The sequence below is a fragment of the Pseudarthrobacter sp. NS4 genome, from assembly GCF_024758005.1.
GTDB lineage: Bacteria > Actinomycetota > Actinomycetes > Actinomycetales > Micrococcaceae > Arthrobacter.
In genome coordinates this window covers 2,954,667-2,978,901 of record NZ_CP103288.1, presented here as the reverse complement: position 1 = coordinate 2,978,901, position 24,235 = coordinate 2,954,667, and the positions used below count along the sequence as shown (strand labels likewise).

General features: G+C 65.6%; 22 protein-coding genes and 1 tRNA gene. 11 read left to right on the top strand and 12 right to left on the bottom strand.

Going from position 1 to position 24,235, the window contains the following annotated elements; translation table 11 throughout:
• Positions 1 to 62 precede the first annotated feature (62 nt).
• Entirely contained in the window at positions 63 to 4,262 is a 4,200-nt protein-coding gene (locus NXY83_RS14020; RefSeq protein ID WP_258802819.1) for a DUF4011 domain-containing protein, read from the top strand.
• A 36-nt stretch (positions 4,263 to 4,298) separates the two neighbouring features.
• Here NXY83_RS14020 and NXY83_RS14015 read toward each other — a convergent pair whose 3' ends face one another.
• The 3 genes from NXY83_RS14015 to NXY83_RS14005 form a co-directional block, all read right to left on the bottom strand.
• Complete coding sequence (locus NXY83_RS14015; RefSeq protein ID WP_258802818.1) at positions 4,299 to 4,934, bottom strand: RcpC/CpaB family pilus assembly protein; 636 nt, start codon at positions 4,932 to 4,934, stop codon at positions 4,299 to 4,301.
• A gap of 209 nt (positions 4,935 to 5,143) precedes the next feature.
• Positions 5,144 to 5,425 (bottom strand): FmdB family zinc ribbon protein, encoded by a 282-nt coding sequence (locus NXY83_RS14010; RefSeq protein WP_258802817.1) that lies wholly within the window; start codon positions 5,423 to 5,425, stop codon positions 5,144 to 5,146.
• A 116-nt stretch (positions 5,426 to 5,541) separates the two neighbouring features.
• Positions 5,542 to 6,162: a 5-formyltetrahydrofolate cyclo-ligase gene (locus NXY83_RS14005; protein ID WP_258802816.1), complete on the bottom strand. Its 621-nt coding sequence runs from the start codon at positions 6,160 to 6,162 to the stop codon at positions 5,542 to 5,544.
• A 110-nt stretch (positions 6,163 to 6,272) separates the two neighbouring features.
• On the opposite strand from NXY83_RS14005, the gene galU reads away from it, so the two are divergent.
• The 4 genes from galU (at position 6,273) to NXY83_RS13985 (ending at position 9,052) form a co-directional block, all read left to right on the top strand.
• A complete protein-coding gene (gene galU, locus NXY83_RS14000; protein WP_258802815.1) occupies positions 6,273 to 7,178 on the top strand; it encodes a UTP--glucose-1-phosphate uridylyltransferase GalU in 906 nt (301 codons plus the stop codon).
• 5 nt (positions 7,179 to 7,183) lie between these two features.
• Complete coding sequence (locus tag NXY83_RS13995) at positions 7,184 to 7,804, top strand: GNAT family N-acetyltransferase (protein ID WP_258802814.1); 621 nt, start codon at positions 7,184 to 7,186, stop codon at positions 7,802 to 7,804.
• Positions 7,805 to 7,885: 81 nt separating this feature from the next.
• Positions 7,886 to 8,824 (top strand): hypothetical protein, encoded by a 939-nt coding sequence (locus NXY83_RS13990; RefSeq protein ID WP_258802813.1) that lies wholly within the window; start codon positions 7,886 to 7,888, stop codon positions 8,822 to 8,824.
• Between the two features lie 155 nt (positions 8,825 to 8,979).
• Positions 8,980 to 9,052, top strand: a tRNA-Ala gene (locus NXY83_RS13985).
• Between the two features lie 279 nt (positions 9,053 to 9,331).
• Here NXY83_RS13985 and NXY83_RS13980 read toward each other — a convergent pair.
• On the bottom strand, positions 9,332 to 9,496 hold the full coding sequence (locus NXY83_RS13980; RefSeq protein WP_258802812.1) for a hypothetical protein: 165 nt from the start codon (positions 9,494 to 9,496) through the stop codon (positions 9,332 to 9,334).
• A 110-nt stretch (positions 9,497 to 9,606) separates the two neighbouring features.
• Between NXY83_RS13980 and NXY83_RS13975 the strand changes: the two genes are divergently transcribed.
• Both NXY83_RS13975 and NXY83_RS13970 read left to right on the top strand, forming a co-directional pair.
• Positions 9,607 to 10,587 (top strand): hypothetical protein, encoded by a 981-nt coding sequence (locus NXY83_RS13975; RefSeq protein ID WP_258802811.1) that lies wholly within the window; start codon positions 9,607 to 9,609, stop codon positions 10,585 to 10,587.
• 33 nt (positions 10,588 to 10,620) lie between these two features.
• Entirely contained in the window at positions 10,621 to 11,448 is an 828-nt protein-coding gene (locus tag NXY83_RS13970; RefSeq protein WP_258802810.1) for a hypothetical protein, read from the top strand.
• 203 nt (positions 11,449 to 11,651) lie between these two features.
• Here NXY83_RS13970 and NXY83_RS13965 read toward each other — a convergent pair whose 3' ends face one another.
• From NXY83_RS13965 to NXY83_RS13955, 3 genes are all read right to left on the bottom strand, one after another.
• A complete protein-coding gene (locus NXY83_RS13965; protein ID WP_258802809.1) occupies positions 11,652 to 12,071 on the bottom strand; it encodes a hypothetical protein in 420 nt (139 codons plus the stop codon).
• 315 nt (positions 12,072 to 12,386) lie between these two features.
• Complete coding sequence (locus NXY83_RS13960) at positions 12,387 to 12,857, bottom strand: sensor histidine kinase (RefSeq protein WP_258802808.1); 471 nt, start codon at positions 12,855 to 12,857, stop codon at positions 12,387 to 12,389.
• A gap of 256 nt (positions 12,858 to 13,113) precedes the next feature.
• On the bottom strand, positions 13,114 to 14,382 hold the full coding sequence (locus NXY83_RS13955) for an IS110 family transposase (protein ID WP_258802807.1): 1,269 nt from the start codon (positions 14,380 to 14,382) through the stop codon (positions 13,114 to 13,116).
• Positions 14,383 to 15,351: 969 nt separating this feature from the next.
• On the opposite strand from NXY83_RS13955, the gene NXY83_RS13945 reads away from it, so the two are divergent.
• Positions 15,352 to 16,101 (top strand): HNH endonuclease family protein, encoded by a 750-nt coding sequence (locus tag NXY83_RS13945; protein ID WP_258802806.1) that lies wholly within the window; start codon positions 15,352 to 15,354, stop codon positions 16,099 to 16,101.
• Between the two features lie 30 nt (positions 16,102 to 16,131).
• Here the strand turns inward: NXY83_RS13945 and corA are convergent, their stop codons facing one another.
• Both corA and NXY83_RS13935 read right to left on the bottom strand, forming a co-directional pair.
• Entirely contained in the window at positions 16,132 to 17,127 is a 996-nt protein-coding gene (gene corA / locus NXY83_RS13940; RefSeq protein ID WP_258802805.1) for a magnesium/cobalt transporter CorA, read from the bottom strand.
• 122 nt (positions 17,128 to 17,249) lie between these two features.
• Positions 17,250 to 17,729 (bottom strand): Lrp/AsnC family transcriptional regulator, encoded by a 480-nt coding sequence (locus tag NXY83_RS13935; protein ID WP_397427273.1) that lies wholly within the window; start codon positions 17,727 to 17,729, stop codon positions 17,250 to 17,252.
• Positions 17,730 to 17,899: 170 nt separating this feature from the next.
• Here NXY83_RS13935 and NXY83_RS13930 point away from each other — a divergent pair, with 170 nt between their 5' ends.
• Positions 17,900 to 19,147, top strand: a complete 1,248-nt coding sequence (locus NXY83_RS13930; RefSeq protein ID WP_258802803.1) for an MFS transporter — start codon at positions 17,900 to 17,902, stop codon at positions 19,145 to 19,147.
• 19 nt (positions 19,148 to 19,166) lie between these two features.
• Here the strand turns inward: NXY83_RS13930 and NXY83_RS13925 are convergent, their stop codons facing one another.
• Positions 19,167 to 19,700, bottom strand: coding sequence for an Lrp/AsnC family transcriptional regulator (locus NXY83_RS13925; protein ID WP_397427270.1), 534 nt, complete (start codon positions 19,698 to 19,700; stop codon positions 19,167 to 19,169).
• A 128-nt stretch (positions 19,701 to 19,828) separates the two neighbouring features.
• Positions 19,829 to 21,070 carry an MFS transporter gene (locus NXY83_RS13920; protein ID WP_258802801.1) on the bottom strand — a complete coding sequence of 414 codons (1,242 nt, stop codon included), beginning with the start codon at positions 21,068 to 21,070 and terminating at the stop codon, positions 19,829 to 19,831.
• Between the two features lie 96 nt (positions 21,071 to 21,166).
• Here NXY83_RS13920 and NXY83_RS13915 point away from each other — a divergent pair, with 96 nt between their 5' ends.
• Positions 21,167 to 22,141, top strand: coding sequence for a LysR family transcriptional regulator (locus tag NXY83_RS13915; protein WP_258802800.1), 975 nt, complete (start codon positions 21,167 to 21,169; stop codon positions 22,139 to 22,141).
• An 82-nt stretch (positions 22,142 to 22,223) separates the two neighbouring features.
• Positions 22,224 to 23,174: an N-acetylglucosamine kinase gene (locus NXY83_RS13910; protein ID WP_258802799.1), complete on the top strand. Its 951-nt coding sequence runs from the start codon at positions 22,224 to 22,226 to the stop codon at positions 23,172 to 23,174.
• Between the two features lie 18 nt (positions 23,175 to 23,192).
• Here NXY83_RS13910 and NXY83_RS13905 read toward each other — a convergent pair whose 3' ends face one another.
• On the bottom strand, positions 23,193 to 24,209 hold the full coding sequence (locus NXY83_RS13905; RefSeq protein WP_258802797.1) for a pirin family protein: 1,017 nt from the start codon (positions 24,207 to 24,209) through the stop codon (positions 23,193 to 23,195).
• Between the last annotated feature and the right edge of the window lie 26 nt (positions 24,210 to 24,235).

Genomic DNA, 24,235 nt, shown 5'->3' with positions numbered 1-24,235 from the left:
ATTTAGGCGCTCCAGTGTTGCGGTCTCTCAGTCCGGGCACCGAAGCGGCTACGCTCGAATCTATGCCGGTATGGTCCAGGGCGTCACGTGCAAACGCAGAAAAGAAGGCAGTAGTGTCAGTTGGTCAAGGCCACCCGGAAGGCTCGGAAGAGCTTCGCAAATGGCTCTCCGGGCTTAAACCCGTTACCGGGGCAGACACGATGCTGCGCTTCACCAAGACCCCCGAAGGTTCCATCGACCTGACCCACGCCCACCCGTCGGGCCTGGCGCAGCTCATGGCCGGACGGAAGACCCGCTTGTCCACGCTGATCCGGGACCGGCAGCAATATGTTGTGGCTGCCAGGGCTTCGCGCAACATCAGGTCCAAGATTTTCGAGCTCGCCAATGACCGCGGCATTGACGCCGGCTACCTTTCCGCCGGCACCGTCGTGTGGACATCCGCCGTCGGAGGCAAGCCGCAGCGCGTCTCCGCGCCGGTGATGCTCACCGCCATTTCCCTGACTGTCCGCCCGGGGGAGGACGACTACGAACTCCAACTGACGGAACAGGCCCATATCAACCCGGCACTGGTGCGGCACCTGAAAAACATTCACGGAATCGTTTTCGACGTCAACGCCGTAACCCGTCTTGCCTACAGCACGGCCCGTTACGATCCGCAGCCCGTCCTGGACCGCCTGGGCACGCTGATACGGCCCATACATGGTGCCGAAACGCAGCATAACCTGCTTGTTTCCACCTTCGCTGACCTGTCGGGAAACCTCGACGACCCCTGGATCAATGACAGCAACCCCCTCATCTCCGCGCTGGCCACCGCCGCCGGGGGCGAAGTAGTGGATGTCGAGGAGCCGGACCCTTCCCGTTTCCCGCCCCTGGACAGCAGGCACCCCAGGGATGAACTCCTCCTGCTGGACGCGGACTTGGACCAGCAGTACGTCATTGACGCCGCCCGCGCCGGCGATTCCCTCGTGGTGAGCAGCCCGCCCGGGACGGGACAGACCCAGACGGCGATCAACACCATCGGTGCCCTGGTGGATGCCGGCAAGACCGTCCTGGTGGTGGGGGACCGGCGCGCCAGCCTCAACGAGGTGTCCGGCCAGCTGGAGTCCCTTGGCCTCGACTCCATCCTGTTCCAGCTGTCCGGGAACGTCACGGCCCAGCAGCTGAAGGCACAGCTGGTCAGGGCCATCGTCCGCAACGAAAAGTCGCTGGAACCGCAGCTTGGCAACCTCCACAACACCCTGACGGAACACCGCCATGCCCTGATGGACCATGTAGCGTCGCTGCACAACGTCCGCCAGCGCTGGGGTTGCTCGCCCTACCAGGCCATGCAGTCGCTTGCCGAGCTCACGTCCATCCATCCCGCCCCGGCCACCACCGTGAGGCTGAAGAGAAGCGTCCTGGACAGCATCCGTGACCGCGACGAGCTTGCCGGCAGGCTCCGCCGGGCGGCTGAGCTGGGCAGCTTCAGCAAGGCCTCCACCACCAGCCCGTGGCACGGCGCCCGGCTCCTCACCCGCAAGGAAACCGAGGAAGCCCAGGAACTGGTCCGGTCTGTGGAGAAGAGCCTGCCGGTCCTGCGGGACCGCATGAAGGCAGTGGCCGAGCACGCGGAGATCCGGCTGGGCGAATCCTTCGCCGAGTGGGGCGAGCAGCTTGAGCTGTTGGTGGCAGTGCGCGGCAGCCTGGACAAATTCACGCCGGATATCTTCGACCGGCCGGTGACGGACCTCATCTCCGCCACCGCTCCCTCCGCCTGGCGGCGGGAACGCGGCATCGAGATGGCCTCCATGCAGCGGTCCCGCCTGCGCAGGGTGGCCAAGGAGTACGTCCGGCCCGGAGTCCACATCGCCGACCTGCACAGCTCCCTCGTCCTGGTGCAGGAACAGCGGGCCCACTGGGCCGGCTATGCCACCACCCAACGGCATCCTGCCGTCCCCTCGGGGCTCGGCGAGATGAACGCCCTGTACCGGGAACTGGACCGCGAGCTCGCCCAGCTGGGCGAGGCCTTGAAGCACACCGAAGCCGGCGGTTCACTGTCCAGGGTCCGGTACGAGGACCTCATGGAACGCCTCGAGCGGCTGGTGGCGGACACAGACACGCTCAAGACCCTCCCGGAGCGCACGCTTCTGGTGGAGAACATGCGCGAGCACGGGCTGGGGGAGCTCCTGGCCGATCTTGCGGAACGGGAAGTCCCTGCGGGCTCCGTCGCCGCCGAGCTGGAACTGGCCTGGTGGCAGTCTGCGCTCGAAGCCATGATCAGCGGCGACGACTACCTCGCGATGTCCGACGGCGACGCCCTCCGGCAACTGGAAGCCGAGTACCGGCTGGCCGACAACGCCCACATTGCCAGCGGCGCAGCCCGGCTGCGCTGGGACCTTGCGGAGCGGTGGCGGACCGCCATCACGGACCAGCCACGGCAGGCTGACCTCCTCCGCAGCCTGCTCAAGGACGGCAGGGTCTCCCTTTCCTCGCTGACTGCGCAGGCACCTGACCTGATCGGCACCCTGGTTCCGGTCTGGTCCGTGAGCCCCTACCTGATGACCGGGCTGCTCCCGGCGGGACAGCACTTCGACGCCGTGATCATCCTCGATGCAGAAGCCACCTCGCTCCAGGCCGTACTGCCGTCCATCGCGCGGGCCCGCCAGGTCATCGCCTTCGGGGACTCCCGGATTGCCAGTCCCCGTACCTTCACTGTCGGCGTGGAGCGCCTGGCGCCGGGGGAATCGGCGCACCAGCGCGTAGAGAGCGCCTTCAACGCACTGTCGTCTGTGCTGCCGGTATGGCGGCTGAACTTTGTGTACCGGGCGGTGGACGAGGACCTGGTCCTGCAACTGAGCAAGAACTTTTACGACGGCAGCCTCCGCCGGCTGCCGGAGGGACAGTCTGCCACCGGTCTGGACCGGTCACTGTTGGTGGAGTACCTCCCGGACGGAACGGGGCTGCCCAGTGCCGACCACGAAGGCGTGGAATCCGTGGTGGCCGAGGTCAACCGGGTGGTGGAGCTGGTCTTCGAGCACGCACGCCTTCGCCCCCGTACTTCCTTGGCCGTGGTGACAGCCAGCCTGCGGCACGCTGCCCGGATCGGCGAGTCCATCCGGCTCCAGCTGCCCAACTATCCGGGCCTCGCCAGTTTCTTCGGGGCCGGGCCCGAATCCTTCCGGGTGGTTGACCTGGAACGCGCCCAGGGCCTGGTGCGCGACCATGTCATTTTCTCGCCCGGTTTCGGCCGCACCCCCCACGGGCGTGCCCTGCACAACTTCGGGCCTCTCTCGGCCGATGGAGGCCGGGAAAAGTTTGCCCTGGCCATGACCCGTGCCAGGCGCTCCATGCACGTGCTGACGTGCTTCCGGCCGGAGGACCTGGACCAAACCCGGCTGACGCATGGAGCCGTGGACCTGTATGCGCTCCTGGACAGGGAAATATCGGGTAATACCGATCTGGGCACTCCCGCCTCGCGTGCTGCCGCCAGCGAGCAGGCACTGGGCGCCGATCCGTTGGTGGCAGACCTGGGTGACCGCCTGCGTGCACGCGGAGCACGGGTGTGGCACCAGTACGATGGCGCCATTGACGTGGTGGCAGCCGCAGATCCGCTCAGCACCATGGGCCAGGATGACGCCGACCTGCCGTGGCCGGTGGCTATCGAGTCGGACGGCACCGGACAGTACCGCACCATGAGTGTCCGGGAGCGGAGCCGGTTGCGGCCGCAACTGCTGGAACGCCTGGGCTGGCGGTATATGCCGCTGTGGACCATCGAGGTGTTCACGGATCCCTCAGCCTGCGCTGACCGGATTGCGGCGTACCTGGGGCTGGAAAAGATGGGGCTTCCGGCGCGGGCGGCCACGTCCGCCGGCTTCCTTGACGACGACGTCGATCAGGCGCTGAATGATATTGACGCCGCACAGCCTGCCTCGATTTCCTACGCAACGCATTCCCCCGGACCGGTTTCCGGGCGCCGCGCTGGTGGAATCACCGAAGCACATGCCGGGCATCATGGTGTTGAGTCCATGCAGGCCGGACTGGACAGCAAGGAGGTGGGCCACGTGGCCACCGAAGAAGAGAAGAACAGCGCCGCCGATAACAGCGCACCGTCATCCACGGACACCCCCGCTGCTCCGGTTGTACCCTCTGCCGGTGTGGCCGAGGGTGGAACCGGGGGCCTCCTGCCGAAGACAGCGTCCGAGGACGATCCCCGTGCCTGGGGCGACCGCGACGATGACCACGATGCCTGGCTGAAGGAACAGAAACCGCCCCACTGGGGCTAACAGTAAGTTACGGCCCACTGCCGGGATCACCGCGGGTCAGGATGGTCCTACCAGGACAAAGAACAGCTTCCCCTGGGTTGACGCCCCGGCCAGCCGGGCTGCCTGTTGAGCGTCCGCGGCCACCACGATCAGCCCGTCCGTCTCGTGGGTTCCGAGCCACTGCCCGCCCTGGCTTCCCTTCGTGGACGTCCACAGCACGGGGACTCCTGATGCCAGGACCTCTGACGGTTCCTGCTGGTCGAAGCCGTTGCCTGCCGTCAGCACGACGTTGACCAGCTGCCCCGGGGAAACCAGCTGGATCGAGGACGCATCGGCCATCCTTACGGGAACGGCTGCTGAACCAGGAGGGCTGCCGGTCAGCAGGCCGGGGCCCAGCAGCTGGGCGTCCGTCAGCAACTGGCCCTTGCGCAACGGGGCTGCCAGCTGCTTTCCGGCGGCCGCGCCTTCTTCGCGGAGGAACCCGTCTGCCAGCATGCCCGGCGGCACCTGAACATGGGCAAGGTCGGCCGCCGCCAAGGCTGAGCCGGCAGGCAGATCCCGGGAAGCGGCCAGGGCGGTCACGGTGTAAACCGGCGCCGGGGTGAGTTGGTGCACAGTGAGTGCCGCCGCGGCACAGAGAAGCAGCGCGACTGCAAGGCGCCGGTTACGGCTGAGCCACCCGGTTAACCGCACAGCCGGACGGCTGGTGCCGGAACGGCTAGAAGGACCCGGCCGCCGGTTAAGGTGAAGGAACCCACGGGTTTTCCGGCGGACGCGGTTCGGGTGTGCAGGCATAACCCCACGCTAAGGGCACAAAAGACGCACACGACAGCGGCCCCGCGCCTATGTGGACAACGTCCGAACAACAGGTCGCGGGGCCGTTGAAATAACGGGAGCCGGAATCAGCTGGCAGCTGCCGCCGGAACGGAGGCCACCGGTGCAGCAGCGGGAGCCGGTGCCGTCGAAGCTGGCGCCGGGGGAGTTGCGGAGACTGTACTGCCCTTGGCATCGCGGGAGTCGGTGCGGTAGAAGCCGGATCCCTTGAACACGACGCCCACGCTGTTGAACTTCTTGCGCAGGGTGCCCTCGCATTCAGGGCACGACGTCAATGAGCTGTCCGAAAAGGACTGGACGATATCGAAGGCATGGCCGCAATCCTTGCAGGCGTAAGCATATGTTGGCACTGGTGCTCCTCCTCTTGGGCAAACGAGAGGTCCCGTGCTGCCACATGGTAGTCCATTAGCAGTCGCAGGGCCTGAGTGCCAATTCTATCATTCCCCAGCGCCCCCATCACCCGGGTTCAAACGGTGCCGACCAGCGACCGCAACCCTGACGGCGCCAGGATGGCGGGGACGGGGCGGTCGAACTCCTCGGCAGGGATCTGCCCTGCGGGCAGCAGTTCATCGTCGTAGATAACAGCGGCGAGCGGAATCTCCTTCCCGGCAGTCGCAAGATGTCCCAGGAATTTGTCATAGTAGCCGCCGCCCTGGCCTACCCTGTTGCCGCTGAGGTCCACGGCTGTTGCCGGGATGAAGAGCGCCGTGGCTTCCCCCGCCACATCGGGTCCATGGCGGGGCCCGGACGGTTCAAGGATGGGCGCGTACCTGCTGCGCTCGAAGCTGACGTCCGGACTCCAGAAGACCCAACTCAGTTCCCTGCCCGGCTCGCAGACGGGGAGCAGGACCCTGTGGCCGTGGTTGTAGAGGGCGGTGATGAGGGGGAGGGTGGGCGGCTCCACGCCGATGCCCAGGTAGACGCAGAACATGGCCGGTTCTCCACCGGACATGGATTCCGCCCAGGCGGCACCGTGGATGGCAAGAGCGGCACCTGCGGCTTCCAGCTCTCCGGGGCTCCGTACAGCCCTCCGCTGCCGGTGCGCTGTACGGATGCCGTCCTTGGCGGCGTTCTGCTTCTCAATCATTGTGTATGTCCTCCCTTGCCCGCCGTTCGGCGGTTTACGTGCCGGCCCCCGGGCAAGCCGCAGCCGGTCCTTTGTTACTGAATGCTTGACGCTGACGTTAGATTAGTCCGGTGAGTACCAGTAACCCGCGAGTCCGCAAAGCTGTCATCCCCGCTGCCGGGCTGGGCACCAGGTTCCTTCCCGCCACCAAGGCTATGCCCAAGGAAATGCTTCCCGTGGTGGACAAGCCTGCCATCCAATACGTGGTTGAGGAAGCCGTCCACGTGGGGTTGAACGATGTCCTGATGATTACGGGACGGAACAAGCGGGCACTGGAAGACCACTTCGACCGGGTTCCCGCGCTGGAGTCCACGCTTTCGGACAAGGGTGACACCGAGAAGCTGGCGTCCATCCAGGCAGCAAGCAACCTGGGCGATATCCACTACGTGCGCCAGGGGGACCCCAACGGCCTGGGACACGCGGTGCTCCGGGCCAAGCAGCACGTAGGCGATGAAGCCTTCGCGGTCCTGCTCGGTGACGACCTCATCGATGCGCGCGACGAACTGCTCAGCACCATGATTGACGTGCAGGCCAAAACGGGGGGTTCCGTCGTGGCCCTTATCGAAGTGGAACCATCAGAGATCAGTGCCTATGGCTGCGCTGATATCCAGGAGATCGACGGCGAAGGGTACGTGCGCATTAATCGGCTGGTGGAGAAGCCCACCGCGGATGAAGCACCCTCCAACCTGGCCATCATCGGCCGCTACGTGCTGCACCCCGCCGTCTTCGGAGTCCTCGAGGGCACTGGTCCAGGGCGTGGCGGCGAGATCCAGCTCACCGACGCCCTGCAGGAACTGGCCACCGGTGACGGGGACGGCCACGGAGTCTATGGCGTGGTATTCCGCGGGCGCCGCTACGACACGGGCGACAAGCTCAGCTACCTCAAGGCGTGCATCCAGCTGGCCATAGACAGCGACGATCTTGGGCCCGGTTTGCGGGAATGGCTGCCGGGCTTCACCGACGGCCTGTCCAAGTAGCACGCATGCGCCTTGGCCCCATCTGGCCCGTGACCCTGGAATGCGGCGACCTGGTCCTGCGGCCCATCCGATACCGGGACAAAAAAGAATGGACGGAAGTCCGCGCCCGCAACCGCCAGTGGCTGGCGCCGTGGGAGGCGTCCAACCCGGACCCGCACGGAGGCCTGCCGGACTACCGGCATATGGTGCGTTCCCTGAACATACAGGCGGCCCAGGCGACTGCTCTGCCGTTCGTCATCACCGAGCGGGTTCCCGGCCGAAGGAATCCGGCAATCATCGGCCAGCTGACCGTCTCATCCATCGTCTGGGGCTCGGCCATGATGGCAACACTGGGTTACTGGGTTGACCAGGCACGCGCCGGGCGCGGAATCGCCCCCACGGCCGTGGCACTCGTAACTGACCATTGTTTCCAAACACTGGGCCTGCACCGGATGGAAATCAATATCCGGCCGGAAAACGGGCCCAGCCTGCGCGTGGTGGAGAAGCTGGGATTCCGGGACGAGGGATACCGTCCCCGTTACCTGCATATCAACGGCGAATGGGCTGATCACCGTTCGTTCGCCCTCACGTCCGAGGAAGTTCCCGAGGGGCTGCTGCCACGCTGGCTGGCCTCCCGCCCGTCATAAATCCACTCATTTGCGAGCCGGGCCGCGACACACCGAAGGTAATGCTGCGGCATACCACGGGATGCTCATACGGTTTTGAGTGTGGACTTCCCCCTTAGCAGCTCAGTGATCCTTGTGGTTGCCGTTGTGCTCTGGATTGTGTGGGTCGCCCCCTACGTCCTCCGGAACCGCCGGCACCAGTTCCAGCCCGCCGGTGATTTTCTGGCAGAAGCCCCAGCCGATGAAAAACCGGAGCCACCAATCGGTTTGGTACTAAATGTCGCCGCCCAGCAGGAGAAAGCCATGGACACCAGGAAGAGTGCCGGACCCGCTGCCAAGACTGCAGGCCCGGCACCTGCGGGTGGGTTCCGGATCCGATACGGCCGCACCGCCCTGGCGCTCCTCGGTTTCCTGTCCCTCGTGACAGCTTTCGTTTCCGCGGTGTTGCTGATCTTCGGCCTCGGCTCTCCTGCCCTCCCGCTGGCCTGTGCTGTACTGACGGCAGGATCTGTTGCCATCCTGCGCTGGTTGGCTGTCAGGGACCGCAAGGCGAAAGTCGATGCCGCCTTCCGTTCGGCAATGAGTGCACCCGCACCGCGGCCTGATGCCGCTGAGAACATCCCGCCCAAGCCTGAAGCTGCGCCGGCCCGCCGGGAAAGCCCGCTTTTTGACGCGGAGGCGCACAAGCCGAAGGTCAAGCAGCTGACAGCCCAGGAACTTAGGGAGGCAGCACTGGCCGTAGCCGTGGCCGCCGGCGATACCAGTGCGGCAGCAGTGGCGTCGGGAACTACGTCCGGCACTCCCTGGGAGCCGGTAGAGGTTCCCAAGCCGGTGTACGTGGAGGCTGCAAAGGCCGAACGCCCGGAGCCGGAACCGCTTGAGCTGCCGGCGGCCCCGAAGGCCGTGGGAAAGCCGTCTCTGAGGCAGGGCGCTGCAGGTGTTCCGTCCGCCGCTCCGGCTGCAGGAGAGGCGCAGGAGCTCACCAAGGCGCAGAGCGCCCTGAGTAACCTCGATGACGTCCTGCAGCGCCGCCGCGCCTAGGAACAGGGCGCCCCTGGGCGCAGGTGCTGCACGACGCCGGGAGGCACCAGCGTGTGCCGGTTCTCCTCGAGCGCGCCGGTTGGCATTGGCCCGGGAAAATTTGTAGCCTAGGGTCACCGGTCCCGCACCTTAGAGAAGAAGGGGCGGCCAGTTCCGGGGCTATAGCTCAGTTGGTAGAGCGCTTCGTTCGCATCGAAGAGGTCAGGGGTTCGAATCCCCTTAGCTCCACAAAATTCAAGGCTTTTGGCGTGGCATCCACGGGGCGGGTGTCCACGAACAGGACCGCCACAGTCCGGGAATGGACAACCGTGTAGTGTGCTCCTGCGCCGTGGACGATGAATATCCGAGCCGGGGCGTTGGCGTCCGTTACCGGAGGAGATGGACCCGATGGTTCCTCCAGGGCCACCATTCCGAGTGTTCGCACGGCTCGAGGCCGCGGATACAGGACCAGACGGATGTCTGTACGTCGTGCTGATCAGCTGTGGTGGCTACGCTGAATCGTCGTGGTCATGCCTCGGGCGACGGCGTTTCGACGGGATCGACGTGTTCCGGATTGCGGTAAAGAAAAAAGGCCGCGGCCAAGACCCACACGGCACTCATGTAGATCCCGGTCTGGAAGGACATCGACAGATCGGAGTACCCGGTCCGCGCCTGGACGACACCGAAGGACATCGTCTTCCACCACGATCTCCTGGGCGTCGACGACCCGAAGAGCTTTTTCAGTATTCCTAGGTGACCACTCGGCACGTCGGTATGCTGTGGCCGTACACAAGGGGGATGCCATGAAACGATTCGTCCATTACATCGACATGACGAAGGCAAAGTCTGAGGAGGCGTTCCAGGAGTTCCTGGGTGAGCGGGGGCCGGCACTGCAGCGGCTGCGGGAGGCTTTGTTGGCCGACGGCCAGGACCCGGACGCGCTACTGGATGGGTCCATCGAGAGCTTTATTCCTTTGTGGCGGTGGATCCTCTCCCGCCTTGCCGGCGCGGACGCCCCTGGCGCCACGGCTCCTGGATCCGTGCCGCGGGACGTGTGGCCGTCCTGGGAGCGGTACATGTACGAGGGTGAGACGACCTTGTCCCTGGAGTCGCTGTTCCTGCTGGACGGGCTGGTGTCCTACCTTGCGGCAGTGGTGCAGGAGCGTGCGCCCCAGGCGCGGTGGGAAATTGCCCGTCACCACGCCAAAAACTACAGATTTAGGAACCACCCGGTCATGGTCAGGGGCACGGCGGAGGGGCATATGTTCCTGCCGCGACTGCCCGTCGTAGCGTCCGTCGATGCCCTCCGAGGGGCCAGAGAGTCCCCGGACGATGAGATCGCCGATTACGCTCGCGCGCTCATCGAGCAGTTGAACCGAGGCGACAGCCCGGAGGATGAGCCGCTCGTCGAGGTCGAAGACCTGGGCGACGATGAGATCCGCGGCCGGGAGCTTGAGGTGTCGCTGCGGGAAGACATCGGCCACGAACACAGCCGGGTGCGGACCGGCAGTGGCATTCGCGAGGACGAGCCTCTCGTTGAGGTTGCAGACCTTGGTGAGGACACGCTCCGCGGCCGGGAGCTTGAGGTGTCGTTGCGGGAGGACATCGGCCATGAGCACAGCCCGGTAGTAGACCGCATGGTCAAAGCTCTCAAATGGGAAGACGGCATCAGCCGCGTGATCCGGGAGGACCGTGAAGTGCTTCTTGTCGCCACGGCGAGCTGGAGTATCGAACGGCTACAAGCATGGGTCGCCGGCTATCTTGAGGAAAATGTCCGTGACTGAGGCCGGCGCGGCCGGGAACGGTATCCATTTCCGATGACGCGTTACGGGAAGATGGCTAAGCGCGAGGCGGCAGCAGCGCTGCAGGAGTTTCTCGACGAGCGGCCGCGGGCGCTGGAAGAACTCACAGAGCTCCTGTCTGAGCACGGCGGGGACGCCGTTACCCTCGATGAGACCGTGGACAGCCTCGTACCGCTCTGGCGCTGGGTAAAGTCAGTGCTCACTGAGCAGGAGGCAGGCGCCACTCTGCCAGAGTCTGATGCACCGTCGTGGCTCCGCTACGGCATCGGCACGGAGCCGACGCTGTCGCCGGAGTCAGTGGCTATGGTCGATGCGGTGATTTCATACCTCTGTCGCGTTGTGGAGCGGGGCGCCCCGCGGGCCCGCTGGCGTGTAGGGCACCACCGGATCAAGTCGTATATGTGGCAGAACCACCCGGTGCTAGCCAATGACAGTGAGGAAGTCGCGCTGGCCGACATGGTTCCCGGGACTGCGCGCGGTCAGGTCACCGGGCGGGTGCCCTCCGTTGACGACAAGTTGGCTCGCACGGCCGCGGCGGTCATCGAGCGACTGAACGGCGCTAATGAGGACATGGACGGCGAGGACGAACCGATCGTTGAGGTTGAAGACCTGGGCGATGACGAGCTCCGCGGCCGCGAGCTCGAGGTGTCCTTGCGGGAGGACATCGTCCACGAGTACAGCCGGGTGGTGGCCCGCATGGTCAAGGCACTCAAAGAGGAAGACGGCATCACCAGGGTTATCCGCGAAGACCGTGAGGTGCTCCTCGTCGCCACACCTACCTGGAGTATCGAACGGCTACAAGCATGGGTGGCTGGCTACCTTGAGGAAAACGTCCGGGAGTGAAGCATCTGGCCATCCATGTCCTGTCTGGTACGCCAGCCCTTGGAACTCTAGACGACAGCGCCATTATTGAGCTTCAGCCGACTGGAGCGACGGAATGGCGGCCTGCTCCGTGTACCAGGGGCGCGGGTTCCCGGTGGCCGGCATCCCTTTCAGCGGCCTTGATGGCCTTGTAGCAGAGGACGAGGACTTCTTTGAGCTTGCCCTCACGCTTCAGCTGCTTGATGGGCTCCACCAGCTCTAGGTAGTGGACGCCGTCCACCATGGGCCGGCGGGTTCTCCCGTGTGTGGGACCATTCTGGCTCGCCGGCGCCCAGCCAGACGTATGCCTTGGCCAGCAACTTCTGTTCGCGTAGGACGTGGAGCTGGTAGGGCACCGATTCGCTGGCACCGGCCGGCAACGCGGCGTCCTTGGCAGCATAGGACTGAAGGCAGCCGACTTTCTCGCCATCCACCAGAACAGCTACAGCCTGCGGATCGACAGGATTCTCCGGATCCCGCTGCAGCTGCGCCTGGCCCTCGTAGTAGCCGCGCTCAGCGAGGCCCTTTCGGTCAACGAGGGCGGCGGCCGCATCCTTAGCGAAGGTCGTCGTGCCGGCAATCTCCATGCAGGGGTCGATCTGCATCGAGACCCGGATCGTGAATGCCGACTGGTCGGGGGCTGGATCCCATGGAGGCGGCGGCTGGGAGGCCTTTCCACCTATGGCATTCTGCAGCCAATTGCCAAGCCCCAATTCTCCCCCTGAAAGTCGTTCGCAGCTCGACCCACTGTGCGCTTGACTCTACCAAGCTACAAGTGCCACAAGCTCAGCATCTAGGGTGCCGCCGGCATCGTGGTTCAACTGATTGAGTCTTACCCGCGAATCTTTCTGGGGCTCACCCTGCGGCCGCATGCAGTCGCCTGACCTGTTAGCCGATGACAGGTCTGCCTAAAGCCATGGCTAGTCCAGCGGCAGGGTGATGGTGAGGCGCACGCCGTTGCCGGGTGTGGAGTCGATGACGATAGTGCCGCCGGCTTCGTGGACGGCGATGGACATCAGGCGGAGCCCTAACCCGCGAGTCCGGTCGCCGGTGGCATTAACGTCAAAGCCCCTGCCGTTATCCGTCACGGTCAGGCGGATACCGTGGTAGACGGCCGTGAGCCGGATGGTGATTTCGGTGGGCTGTGCGTGTTTGAAGGCGTTGCTGAGTGCTTCCTGGGCCGCGTGGTAGAGCAGTGCTGCGGAGGCGGCCGTTATTTCGATGCCATGGTGTGGTGTTTCCCAGCGGATGACTGTTCCCTGACGGCGCAGGGGTACGGTTAGCCGGTCGATGCAGCCGGCGACGCCGAGGGTGTGGAAGTCCAGGGGGCGGTAATCGGTGATGATGCCGCGGGTGACGGACACTTCATCCAGGGCTGGTGCTTGAGTCATGGCCGTTCCTGCTTCCGCTGCAATTCTGTGTCGCCTCGGCGCCGATCAGGGGTTGGTTGCCGTTGACGTGTTGTTGGGTTAATAGTGCGCTGTCACCATCAAGGAATTGGGTGCTTTGCCATAGCTCTGATGCAGGGTTTGGGCAGGATTCATCAAAGGCTTGCTAGTCCGAAAATGAGATGCGGCGCCTGTGGTTGGCGCGGGTGTGGGTGTCCGGGGCAAAGTAGAGCCGTCGGCGAGTCCTGAAGATTGGAACTTAGGCTGCCCGGGTCAGGGTGACGGTGTAGCCGAGGGCTTCGAGTTGGCGGACGTGGTTGCGTTTGCTGGTATCGGGGTTGGTGTGGCGGCTGAAGTGATCGGCGCCGAGGTCGCGGAAACGTACATTGGGATCCTGCAGCAGGTGCCAGACGATGACGAGGATGGAACGTCCGATGGCGACTATGGCGCGTTTCCTGCCTCGTCGCCGGGCGATCCTTCGGTAGCGTTCGCCCAGGAACGTATCTGTCTTTCCGGCCACGACGGCTGCCTCTCCCAGGACCCGGGCGAGATAGCGGTTGCCATGCCCGGTCGAGCCGTTGCCCTTAGTCTTCCCGGCGGAGGAATTGATGCCTGGAGAGAACTTCGACCAGGAACAGAGGTGCCCCGCGGTTGGGAACCGGGTCATGTCGGCCCCGATTTCGGCCAGGATAATGGCGGCGGCGACGGGGCCGATGCCCGGGATCTCATCCAGATGCTCCGCCGCCCCCGCGAAAGGGGCCAGTTGCACCTCGATCTGTTCATCGACCGCCGTGATATCGGCATCGATCCCGTCGATCCTGGCCAGCATCCGTGCCAGCAGGAAGCGGTGGTGGTCATCAAAGTGGCCGCTGAACGCCTCCTCGAGTTCGCTGATCTTCTTCCGCATGCTTGCCCGCGCCAACTGGGCGAGCACTTTCGGATTCCGTTCGCCGGCGATGAGCGCCGCCATCATCTCCCGGCCGGACACCCCGAAAATATCCGAAGCCACGACGGAGAGTTTGATGCACGCGTCCTCAAGGAGTTTTTCGACCCGGTTCTTTTCTGCCGTCCGCGCCCCGACGAGGTCAATCCGGTACCGGGTCAGGTCCCGCAGCCGCCGGATCGGGGCGGGCGGGACAAAACTGGGCCGCAGCATCTGCCGTTCGGCGACTTTGCACAGCCAGACCGAGTCGAGCACGTCGGTTTTGGGACGTCCCGGCAGATGCCTAACGTCGCGCGCGTTGACCAGCCACGGTTCGAGCCCGTGAGCCTCGAGGAGATAGAACACCGGCTTCCAGTAATCGGAGGTTGCCTCCATCACCACCCGCTCGATCCGGAGATCGACCAGATGGTTGGCCAGTTCCCCCAGGGATCGGCTCATGGTCGAATGCGTGGACACCTCCTGTAACCGCTTCTGCGGGTTCCCGACCGCCGGGACCCGGACACAACACACGAGTTCGGCTTTGCCTATATCCAGGGCCGCGACCCTGGCAATGATCTGCTCCTCATCCTGGGATTCGGCCAGCATGGCCTACTCATCTCCTCACCCGACGCCCCGCTGAATGGATAAGCGGCCGCCCGTGGGATCACCGGGAAAATCGGAATCTAGTCCTCGTTCTCGGCTAACGAAACAGTGAAGGGCCCACAGCGTGATCCCCAGCGCCCGGCTAGCTGACGGCCTGAATGAACCATAGAACCACGGCGTCGGCAGGCGACCACAAGGACATTTTCAGCCCGGAACGGGCGTCCCGCAAGGGACACAAAGGCTAGTTGCCCGGTTTCAGCCAATTCAAAGCCTCAGTTTCGTATGTGAAGAACAGGGTGGGGCAGGGGTGGCTGTGCGGGCCGCGGAAGCTGGCGATGACTCGGTCCACGGGACTAGTGCCGAGCAACGCGATGCGCGAGGCCATGGTCGGTGTTGAGAAAGCGGCTCGCGCGTCCGCTGGGCGGCCCAATTGGCCAGGGTTCCGGGAGACCGGCGCAAATATGCGGCCACTTCATCCCGTGTCATCAATTCCGACGGCATCCACGAAGGGCCGGTTGCTACTAGGTCTGCTTTGTTCACAGAGAGTCCTATGCGCCTCGATGGCCGAGAGCGGCCACTTTGCGCAGGACCGGCGGAGTAACACTTTGAATGACACTTTGAGCGTGAACGAGCGTAAATCGGATGTGACCGTACGTGAGGCTCCGTGACTCTGAATCCGCTTAGTGCCGCGCCGGAGCACTCTTTCGTGAGCATGGGTGAACTCACGTTATCCACCGTTCGCATCGAAGAGGTAAGGGGTTCGAATCCCCTTAGCTCCACAAAATCCCGGGCGCCCTTATCCCCGCCGTCTTAGGACGTCTAAGGCGCTGCCGGCTGCCGGGCGGCAGTCGAGTCCGGCCGCTACCCTTATTTGCGCAGCGTCAGCGTGCCTGACTGGCGGCCGGATCTCCGGCAGCTAGTCTGAACGGTGCCCGTTTCCAGAACCCGGGCAAGCCGCGCATCCGAAGGAACATGAAGATCAACCGCTTTGCCGCCACGTCCCTGACAGTTCTCACCAGCATTCTCCTTGCAGGCTCTCTTGCCGGCTGCGAGGCTGCAGCACAGGCAGGCACCGCGGTCGCGGAAGCCATCCAACGCGCCCCCGGAAGCACGGTGGGGAGCCCGGGAGCCCAGGCGCCGTCGTCGTCCTCCAATCCTGCTGAGGCCGCTGCCGCCTTGGCACAGCTGGAGACTCTCGCCGTCAAAGGCCGTGCGCCGAAGACCGGCTATGCCCGCGACGAATTCGGACCCGCCTGGGCGGACGTGGACCGCAATGGCTGCGACACCCGCAACGACATTCTCGCCCGGGACCTGGAGGGTGAAACGTTCAAGCCCGGCACCTCGGACTGCGTCGTCGCTGCCGGCACGCTGGCCGACAAGTACACGGGCGCAACCATCAACTTTGTCCGCGGTGACAAAACCAGCGCGGCGGTCCAGATCGACCACATTGTTCCCCTGTCGGACGCCTGGCAGAAGGGCGCCCAACAGCTCAGTGCCGAACAGCGCAAGCAGCTCGCCAATGACCCCCTGAACCTGATGGCCGTGGACGGGCCCACCAACAGTGCCAAGGGTGACAAGGACGCCGCGACGTGGCTTCCGCCAGACAAGGCGTTCCGGTGCGAATACGTCGCCCGGCAGACCTCCGTGAAAGCGAAGTACCAGCTCTGGGTGACCCAGGCCGAGCACGATGCCATTGCCGGGATCCTGGCCACCTGCAGGTAGCGCCGACAGAGTACTGCCTGATCCGGCGTACTACAGCCAGCCCTTCCTTTTGAAGATGGCGTACATGGCCGCTCCGATCGCCAGCATAAGGACGATCGCCATCGGGTAGCCGTAATCCCAGTGCAGCTCGGGCATGTGGTCAAAGTTCATACCGTAAATGCCGGCCACGAACGAGGGCGCAAACAGGATGGCAGCCCACGAGGAAATCTTCTTCACCTGCTCGTTCTGCTCGGCACTCGCCTCGTTCTGCCGGTTGGCCGTCAGGGTTCCATCCAGGGTTAGGGCGTTCTGCAGGAGGTCCCGGAAGGAATCTGCCCGGGAGATCACCCGTTCAACGTGGTCCTCCACATCGCGCAGGCTGTGCTGAAGCTCGGTCTCCACACCGTACTTCGCGAATCCCCGCTTCAGCTGGTGCATCATGTCCGGCAACGGGTGGATGGCACGCTGGAACTGGATCACTTCGCGGGCCAGCTCATAGATACGCCGCGACACCGTTGAATCGCCGCTGAACAGCTGGTCCTCTATCTCGTCAATGTCGTTCTCCAGCCCGGACACCACGGGAGCGTAGTCGTCCACCACCCTGTCCAGGAGGGCATACAGCACAGCCTCAGGGCCGTGGCGGAGGAGATCCGGCCGGGCCTCCAGCCGTTTACGCACCCGTGCCACGCCGGCCATCTCCGCATGCCGCACGGTGACCACGAAATTCCGGCCGGTGAAAATGTGGAGTTCCCCAAACTCCACCGTTTCGCTCTCGTCCAGGTACCGCGCGGGACGCAGGACGGTGAACAGGTTGTCCTCGTAACGCTCCATCTTGGGCCGCTGGTGCGCGGAAATGGCATCCTCGACGGCGAGGGCATGCAGACCGAACTCGGCAGCGACGGCCGCCATCTCCTCAGCGGTGGGACGGTAGAGCCCGATCCAGGCCATTCCGCCGTGGTGCGCGAGGGTCTCGAACGTCTGTTCAAGGCCCTTCGGTTCGGCATGGCGGATGCCATCCACGTAAACGGCGTTGTCGATGATGGTCATGGCCGGACGCCTACAGCAAGCCAGTTGATCCGGGAAACGCAAGTGAGCCAATCCATTCTGGAAATCCTAGCCGCCGGGCCGCAGTCGGCCGGGGAAGCACGGCTCCGGCGTGGAGGCCGTGGTCAGCCGGCGGTCGCCTTGGCCAGGCCGCTGATCAGGGGTTCGGTCCGGTAGGGAATATGGGTGTGCAGTGCCAGGACGGTTTCCGTCCGGATGACGCCCTTGATCCGCAGGACCTGCCGCAGGGACGCCTGCAGGTTGTGGGTGTCCGTGGCGACAACCCGGCACCACACGTCCCCGCGTCCGGAAATCTCGTGGACCTCCAGGACCTGGGGGATCAGCCGCAGCGCAGCGACCACCCCGTCCAGTTCGCGGTGCGAGACCTCGATGGTCACGAAGGCCACCACGTCATAGCCCACGGCCTCAAGGTCCACTTCCCGCCCGCCGGTTCGCAGCACTCCCGCACGGATCAGCCGGCGGACCCTGGACTGTGCTGTATTGCGGGCAACTCCCACCGAGTCGCTCAGCTCACCGATCTGGATCCGGGGATCGCGGATAAGGGCCAGGAGGATCTTCAGGTCAGTAGGGTCAAGATTGTTCAAATGGTCACTCTCCATCATCCGCGTTCGGAAGTTTTGATGATCTTGCTCAATTTTCCCATATAAACCGAGTCAAAAGAGCAACAATGCCTCAACCTGGAGCCATCACGTATCCACACCCGAGGCCGGCTCCCACAAGGACAACCGTCCGCGGGAGAACCAAAGGCGGCACCATGACGGTCTTCAGCGAACTCCGTATGCGCCCAGCTCCGGCTGCAGCAACCGGGTGGGATGCCTCCACCATGGCACGGCTGGTGATGGCAGGCGCGGTCATCTTTGTTCTTCTGGTGGGTGCCAATCTGGCCACGCCGCTCTATCCGCTCCTGCAGGCCCAACTCGGGCTGTCCGCGCTGGACGTGACAGCCGCCTTTGCCAGCTACGTCCTTGCCCTGGTGGCCACGCTGATGCTCGCCGGGCACTGGTCGGACCACATCGGCCGCCGCGCTGCACTGCTCCTTGCCGTGGTCACCGGCCTGGCGGGAGGCTGGGTCTTCGCAGAGGCGGCAACGCTGGCGGCGTTGTGTGCGGGGCGTGCCCTGCAGGGGATAGCGGTTGCGCTGGCCACGGGTGCCAGCGCGGCAGCCTTGCGCGAGCTGCTGCCGTCCCGTCCGGAGTGGGCGTCCCGGTTCACCCTGCTGGCTTCGGCTGGCGGAGTGGCTGCGGGGCCGGTCATCGGAGGGCTGCTGTCGTTGCTGCCGGGAGCCACCACTGCCCCCTACGCCGTGTACTCGGTGGTCCTGGCCTCTCTGCTGGTGCCGCTGTACCTGATCCGGGCAAGGCCGGCAATCATGCTGCCGTCCCGGTCCAGGCCCCTGCACGTCCTTGCACCGCGGCGCCCGTCCGTGTCGCAGAACGCGAGGGGTGCATTCTGGCTGGCATCCGCCGTCGGTTTCCTCAGCTTTGCCGTCTTCGGCTTCTCCCTGTCGCTGGCTCCCGGCTACTTCGCCCAGGTCCTGGAGACTGAGTCCCGGCCGCTCATCGGCCTGCTTGCAGGCCTGCCCCTGGGTGCTTCCGCACTCAGCCAGTTGCTCGCCGTGCGTGGCCGCTACGTGGTTCCGGCCGGACTGGCCGTCCTCGGTGGATCAGTCTTCCTGCTGGGAGCTGCCGGCGCCTGGCACAGCCCGCTGCTGCTGGTACTCGCTGCTGCCGCGGCCGGGGTGGGCCAGGGATTGGCTTTCCGGACCGTATTCAATGAGGTGGCTGCCCGGGTGGAGCCCGCCCGCCACGCCCAGATTGTCAGTACGGTGTACGTCATCACTTACCTCGGCAGTGCAGCTCCGGTCCTGGGCCTTGGCTGGGCGACAGGAGTGTTTGGCCAGGCTGCTGCCGTGGGCGGGTTCGTCCTGGTATGCGGCACCGCCTCGCTTGTGCTGTCCGCCCTGACCCTGGCCCGGGCGGTGCGACGGCGGGAAAACGGCTAGGCGGACGGCGCCCGTTCCGTCATTCCGGGAGCGGCCCGTGGTTGCCCTGGATGTGCTCGAACACGAGGGTGGTTTCGGTGTGGCCCACCACCGGGTCCGTTGCGAGGTTGTCCAGCACCCAATCCCGAAGGTCTTCGGTGCTCCCGACGGCGATGTGCAGCAGGTAGTCCACCGAGCCGGACGTGTGGAAGGTGGACAGCACGGCAGGCAGGTGCGGGACCCGGGCGGTGAAACGGTCAATCTGGTCACGGTCGTGGGCGCGAAGCCGCACCGCAACCAAAGCCTGAACCGACCTGCCGATTGCCGAGAGGCTGAGCTTGGCCGCATAGCCCTGGACGATGCCGCGCTCGGACAGGGCGCGGGTACGCATCAGGGCTGTGGAAGGGGCTATGCCCACGAGCTCGGCCAGCTGTTTGTTGGAGATCCTCGCGTCGGCCACGAGGGCAGCCAGGAGGCGCTCGTCGATGGCGTCCAGCGGCTCCAGGTGCGCTCCGGGCCTCGTGTTCCTGGCATTTGTAGTCACTGCTGTTCCTTCCAACGGTCCTGCGTTCATCCTAGACCGCCGATTCTGCGCTTTCACGTCCGCTTCCTGCGCGTCCCGCCGAATATACGCCTCTGCAGCTTTCCTTTGGGAGCAGTTAATTCGCCGCTGAAATGTGCGGCGGAGGCGGCCGGGGCTGATCAGGCGGGCGCGCGTTCAGCCGGGGGATGGACGACGGCGACAGCGGCGGCGGTGAGGCAGGCAAGGACCATGACGGTCACCGCCAGGGCCGTCCAGCCATAGGACTGGAAGACCAGCCCGCCGGCCCAGCCGATGACGCTGGACCCCAGGTAGTAGGCAAGGTTGTACAGCGAGGCTGCCTGGGCCCGTCCGGTGCTGGCGATGGCGCCCGTCCAGCCTGCCCCGATGCTGTGTGCGGCAAAAAACCCGCCGGTGAACACCACCAGGCCGGCCAGGATCAGGCCGAGGGAGGGCGCCAGCGTCAACGCAAGTCCCGCCGTCGACAGGGCCAGGCCGGCAAGCAGGATGTTCCGGCGGCCGAAGCGCATGGTGAGCCCGGCAGCCCAGCGCGAGGAGACGGTGCCTGACAAGTAGGCCAGGAAGATGAGGCTGATCAGCGTGGTGGGGAGGCCGAAGGGGTCGCCGGACAAACGGAAGCCCAGATAGTTATAGACAGCAACGAAACCGCCCATCATCAGGAAGGCCTGGACGTACAGTGCCAGCAACCGGATGTTCCGCAGGTGTCGGCTGAGGGTGCGCAGTGCGCCGCCCAACCCGGATGCCCGCGCGGAGACAAAGCCCCGGGCCCGCGGCACCAGGACCAGGAAGGCGACGGCGGCAAGGGTCGCCATGACCGACACCCCGAAGGTGGCGGCACGCCATCCCCACAATTCACCTGCGGGACCGGCCACCAGCCGGCCGGTGAGGCCACCGAGGGTTGTGCCCGCAACGTAGCTTCCGGCGGCCAATGCTGCGTGGGCCTTGGTGACTTCTTCGTTGAGGTAGGCGATGGCGATGGCCGGGATCCCGCCCAGGGCCATGCCTTCCAGGAGCCGCAGGGCCAGCAGCATCCCGAAACTGCTGGACAGCGGCACCAGCAGGCCAAGCACCGTGGCGATGGAGATGGCCCAGGCCATTGCCTTGACGCGGCCTATCCGGTCGGCAAGAAAGGACCAGGGGATCACCGTCACGGCGAGGCCCACGGTGGCAAGCGAGATGGTGAGGGCGGCTTCTGCCGCGGTAATGCTCAGGTCTGCGGCCAGGAGTGGCAGGACAGCCTGGGTGGAGTACAGCTGGGCGAAGGTCGCCACTCCGGCAAAGGACAGCCCGGCGAGGATCCGGCCGTATGTCCGTGACCCCTTGGCATGTCCATCCCAGCGCGGCGGCGTTCCGCTGCCGGCGAAGCTGGCGTTGTGTGGCATTCCGCAAGCGTAGCTCTACGGGATAGATGCCTCCAATGCATACTTCATGCCAAACTGATAGCAGAAAAGGATAAGTCTGCAAAAGGAGGCCCGTCAGTGGAAGCAGACCACAAGCAGCTGGTGCAGCTGCTTCCGCTTCTTCCGGTGCTGGCCGAGCTGGGGCGCACGGAACATGTGACGGAAACGGCGGAACTCCTGGGAGTACCCCAGTCCACGGTGAGCAGGGTGCTCGCCCGGGCCAGCGCCGTCGTCGGTACCGAACTCCTGGTGAGGGACGGCAGGGGCGTCCGGCTGACCCCCGCCGCCCGCACCCTGCTGCCCTACATCGAGCAAGCCCTGGCGGAGTTCCAGGCCGGGCTGGACCTGGTACGCCACGAATCCGAGGTAGCCAGGGGCAGGATTTCGGTAGCGTTCCAGCACACCTTTGGCGAGGCCACCTTGCCACTGCTGATCAGTGCCTTCCGAAGCCGGCACCCGGGCGCAGCCTTCGCCCTGAGCCAGGGCGCCCGCAATGCCTGCCTTGAGGAACTGGCCTCCGGCGAAGCTGACCTGGCGCTTACCGCCCCTGTGGCTGCGGCCGGCAGGATCCTGCAGTCCGCACCGCTGTACCGGGAGCCGCTGCGCCTGGTGGTCCACCACAGCCACCCACTCGCAGGCCGGGCGACGGCGGGGCTGGCCGATATCAGGACTGAGCCTTTTGTGGCGCTCGGGCCGGGGTACGGCCTGCGCTCGCTGACCGACGCACTTTTCCGCGAAGCAGGTTACCGTCCGCGCATCGCCTTCGAAAGCCAGGATTCCCATACCGTCCGCGGGCTGGTGTCCGCCGGACTGGGTGTCAGCATCCTGCCGCCCGGCGGAGACACCCCGGGCCGGACGGTCAGCCCCGAGACGGCGAACCTGGGCTGGGTGGAAGTTCCCCTGGATTCAGCCCTGGCCTTCCGGGAGGTGGGCCTGACCTGGCGCCGCAGGAAGCCGGACGCCGAACCGGTTGCCGTCAGGCTCTTCCGGGAGCTGGTGGTGGCCGAAGGGCCGCAACTGCTGGCCGGGCTGGCCAGGCAACGGACCGGCTGACCGGCGGCACCCGGGCTGGACCTGCATCATCGCGATAGTCAGGCGTCAAAGCTCCTGCGCCGCAGACCAGTACCCTTGTGACGTGACCAACACCGAGAACCCCTCCGCAAGCCCCGCAGAACAACCTGTGGCATCCGCATCCAGCCCGCTGGCCGACGTCATTATCGGTCTGGACATCGGCGGCACCAAGACCCACGGGATCCGGTTCGAGGACGGGATTCCCGTTGCTGATGAGTCCGCGGGCAGCTCCAACGTGCAGAACGTCAGCCGCGACGAGGCCGCACGCAACATCGCCGACCTCTTCTCCCGGATCGGAGGCGGAGCGGTGTCCCAGGTGTATGCGGGATCCGGCGGGATCGACACGGACGAGGACGCTGCAGCCCTTGCGTCGCTGATCCAGCCGCACGTTCCCGGCGCCCGGGTGACCGTGGTCCACGATTCCCGACTGCTGCTCGCTGCGGGCCGTGCGAGCACGGGCGTAGCGGTGATCGCGGGGACGGGCTCGGCCGCCTGGGGCAGGAACGCCGACGGCGGCGAGGCCCGGGCGGGCGGCTGGGGTTATCTGCTCGGGGATGAGGGCAGCGGATACTGGCTGGGACGCGAAGCTGTGCGGCACAGCCTCCGGAAGATGAACCAGGGCAGGCCTGCGGACGAGCTCACCAAGGCCCTGCTGGAATCCTGCGGTGTGGATGATCCCAACCGGCTCATTGCCCTGTTCCATTCCCCGGACACGGGCCGGCGCTTTTGGGCCCAGCAGGCGCGGCACGTGGTGGAGGCGGCAGCCGGCGGGCACCCGGAGAGCCAGGCCCTCCTGGACCAGGCCGGCCAGGATCTTGCAGACTTGGCGCTGCAGGTGCTCAGCCAGCTGGGCATCACAGGTCCTGTCATCCTGGGCGGTGGCCTGGGAATGAACGTGGCACCCCTTCAGGAATCCTTCCGCCGGCACCTGGGAAGGGCCGGCGTGTCCGACGTGCGCGTGCTGGACCAGGAACCGGTGCTCGGCGTGCTCCAGCTGGTGGCGGAACCGGCCTGACGGTCCGCCCCGTCGGCTTCAGACGGCGCGTTTGCGGGGAGTCAGCCGCACCGCGGGGAGCGGGGGAGCGGGGATGCGGCCCGCCTCGGCACCGGAGTCAGGGCCGTGGCCCGGTACCAGCCCGTACCGGGCGGCAGCCATCTCTGCATCCGGCAGGCCGTCCTGGGCTTCCCAGGCATCACGTGCCTGTTCCACTTCCTCGTGGGTGCGGCCCACAAAGTTCCACCACATCAGCAGTTCCTCCTGGAACGGCTCCCCGCCTATAAGCAGGAAGCGGGTTCCGGGCAGGGCCTGGACCTGGAGTTCCGTCCGGCCGGTGCCCAGGTAGCCGAGGGGCCCGGGCGGCAGCTCCTGCCCGTCCACCGCCAGGCCGCCGTCGAGCACCAGGATGCCGTGTTCAAAATCCTGGTTCAGCGGCAGCAGCGCAGCTCCTTCACAGGAAACGTCCGCTCCCACGATCGGGGAGTACATGGTGGCGGGGGAGGCGGCCCCCGCAAGCTCGCCCACGATGACAGTGGCGGTGAAGCCCGCCCCGCTCACCTGCGGCAGTTCACGGTGCTGCTCGAAGGCCGGCTGCCGGTGCCGTTCCCCGTCCGGAAGCGCCACCCACAATTGCAGGCCGCGCTGCAGCGGCAGTTCCTCCCCTGCAGCCGGAAGCACCGCGAACTCAGAGTGGGAGACGCCGTGCCCGGCCGTCATGATGTTCAGTTCCCCCGGGCGGACCACCACGTCGCTGCCCACGCTGTCGCGGTGGCGGATGTGCCCGGCCAGGGGCCACGTCACGGTCTGCAGGCCGATGTGGGGGTGCGGCAGGACGGACATGGCCGTCCTGTCCGGCCCGAAACTGTCCAGGAAGCACCACGCTCCGATGGTGGGAAGGCCCCGCTGGGGCAGGGTCCGCTGGACGTTCATGGCACGCACGCCACCCAGTGGCACTTCACGCTCCGGCCACAGCTGCAGGCAGGGGCCCGGGCTTCCCCCGGCGGCCGCCGGCGGACAAACTTCCTGCTGGGGTGCTATCTCCAAGTTGGTCACTTTCCCACTTTAGGCCTGTGGGCGCC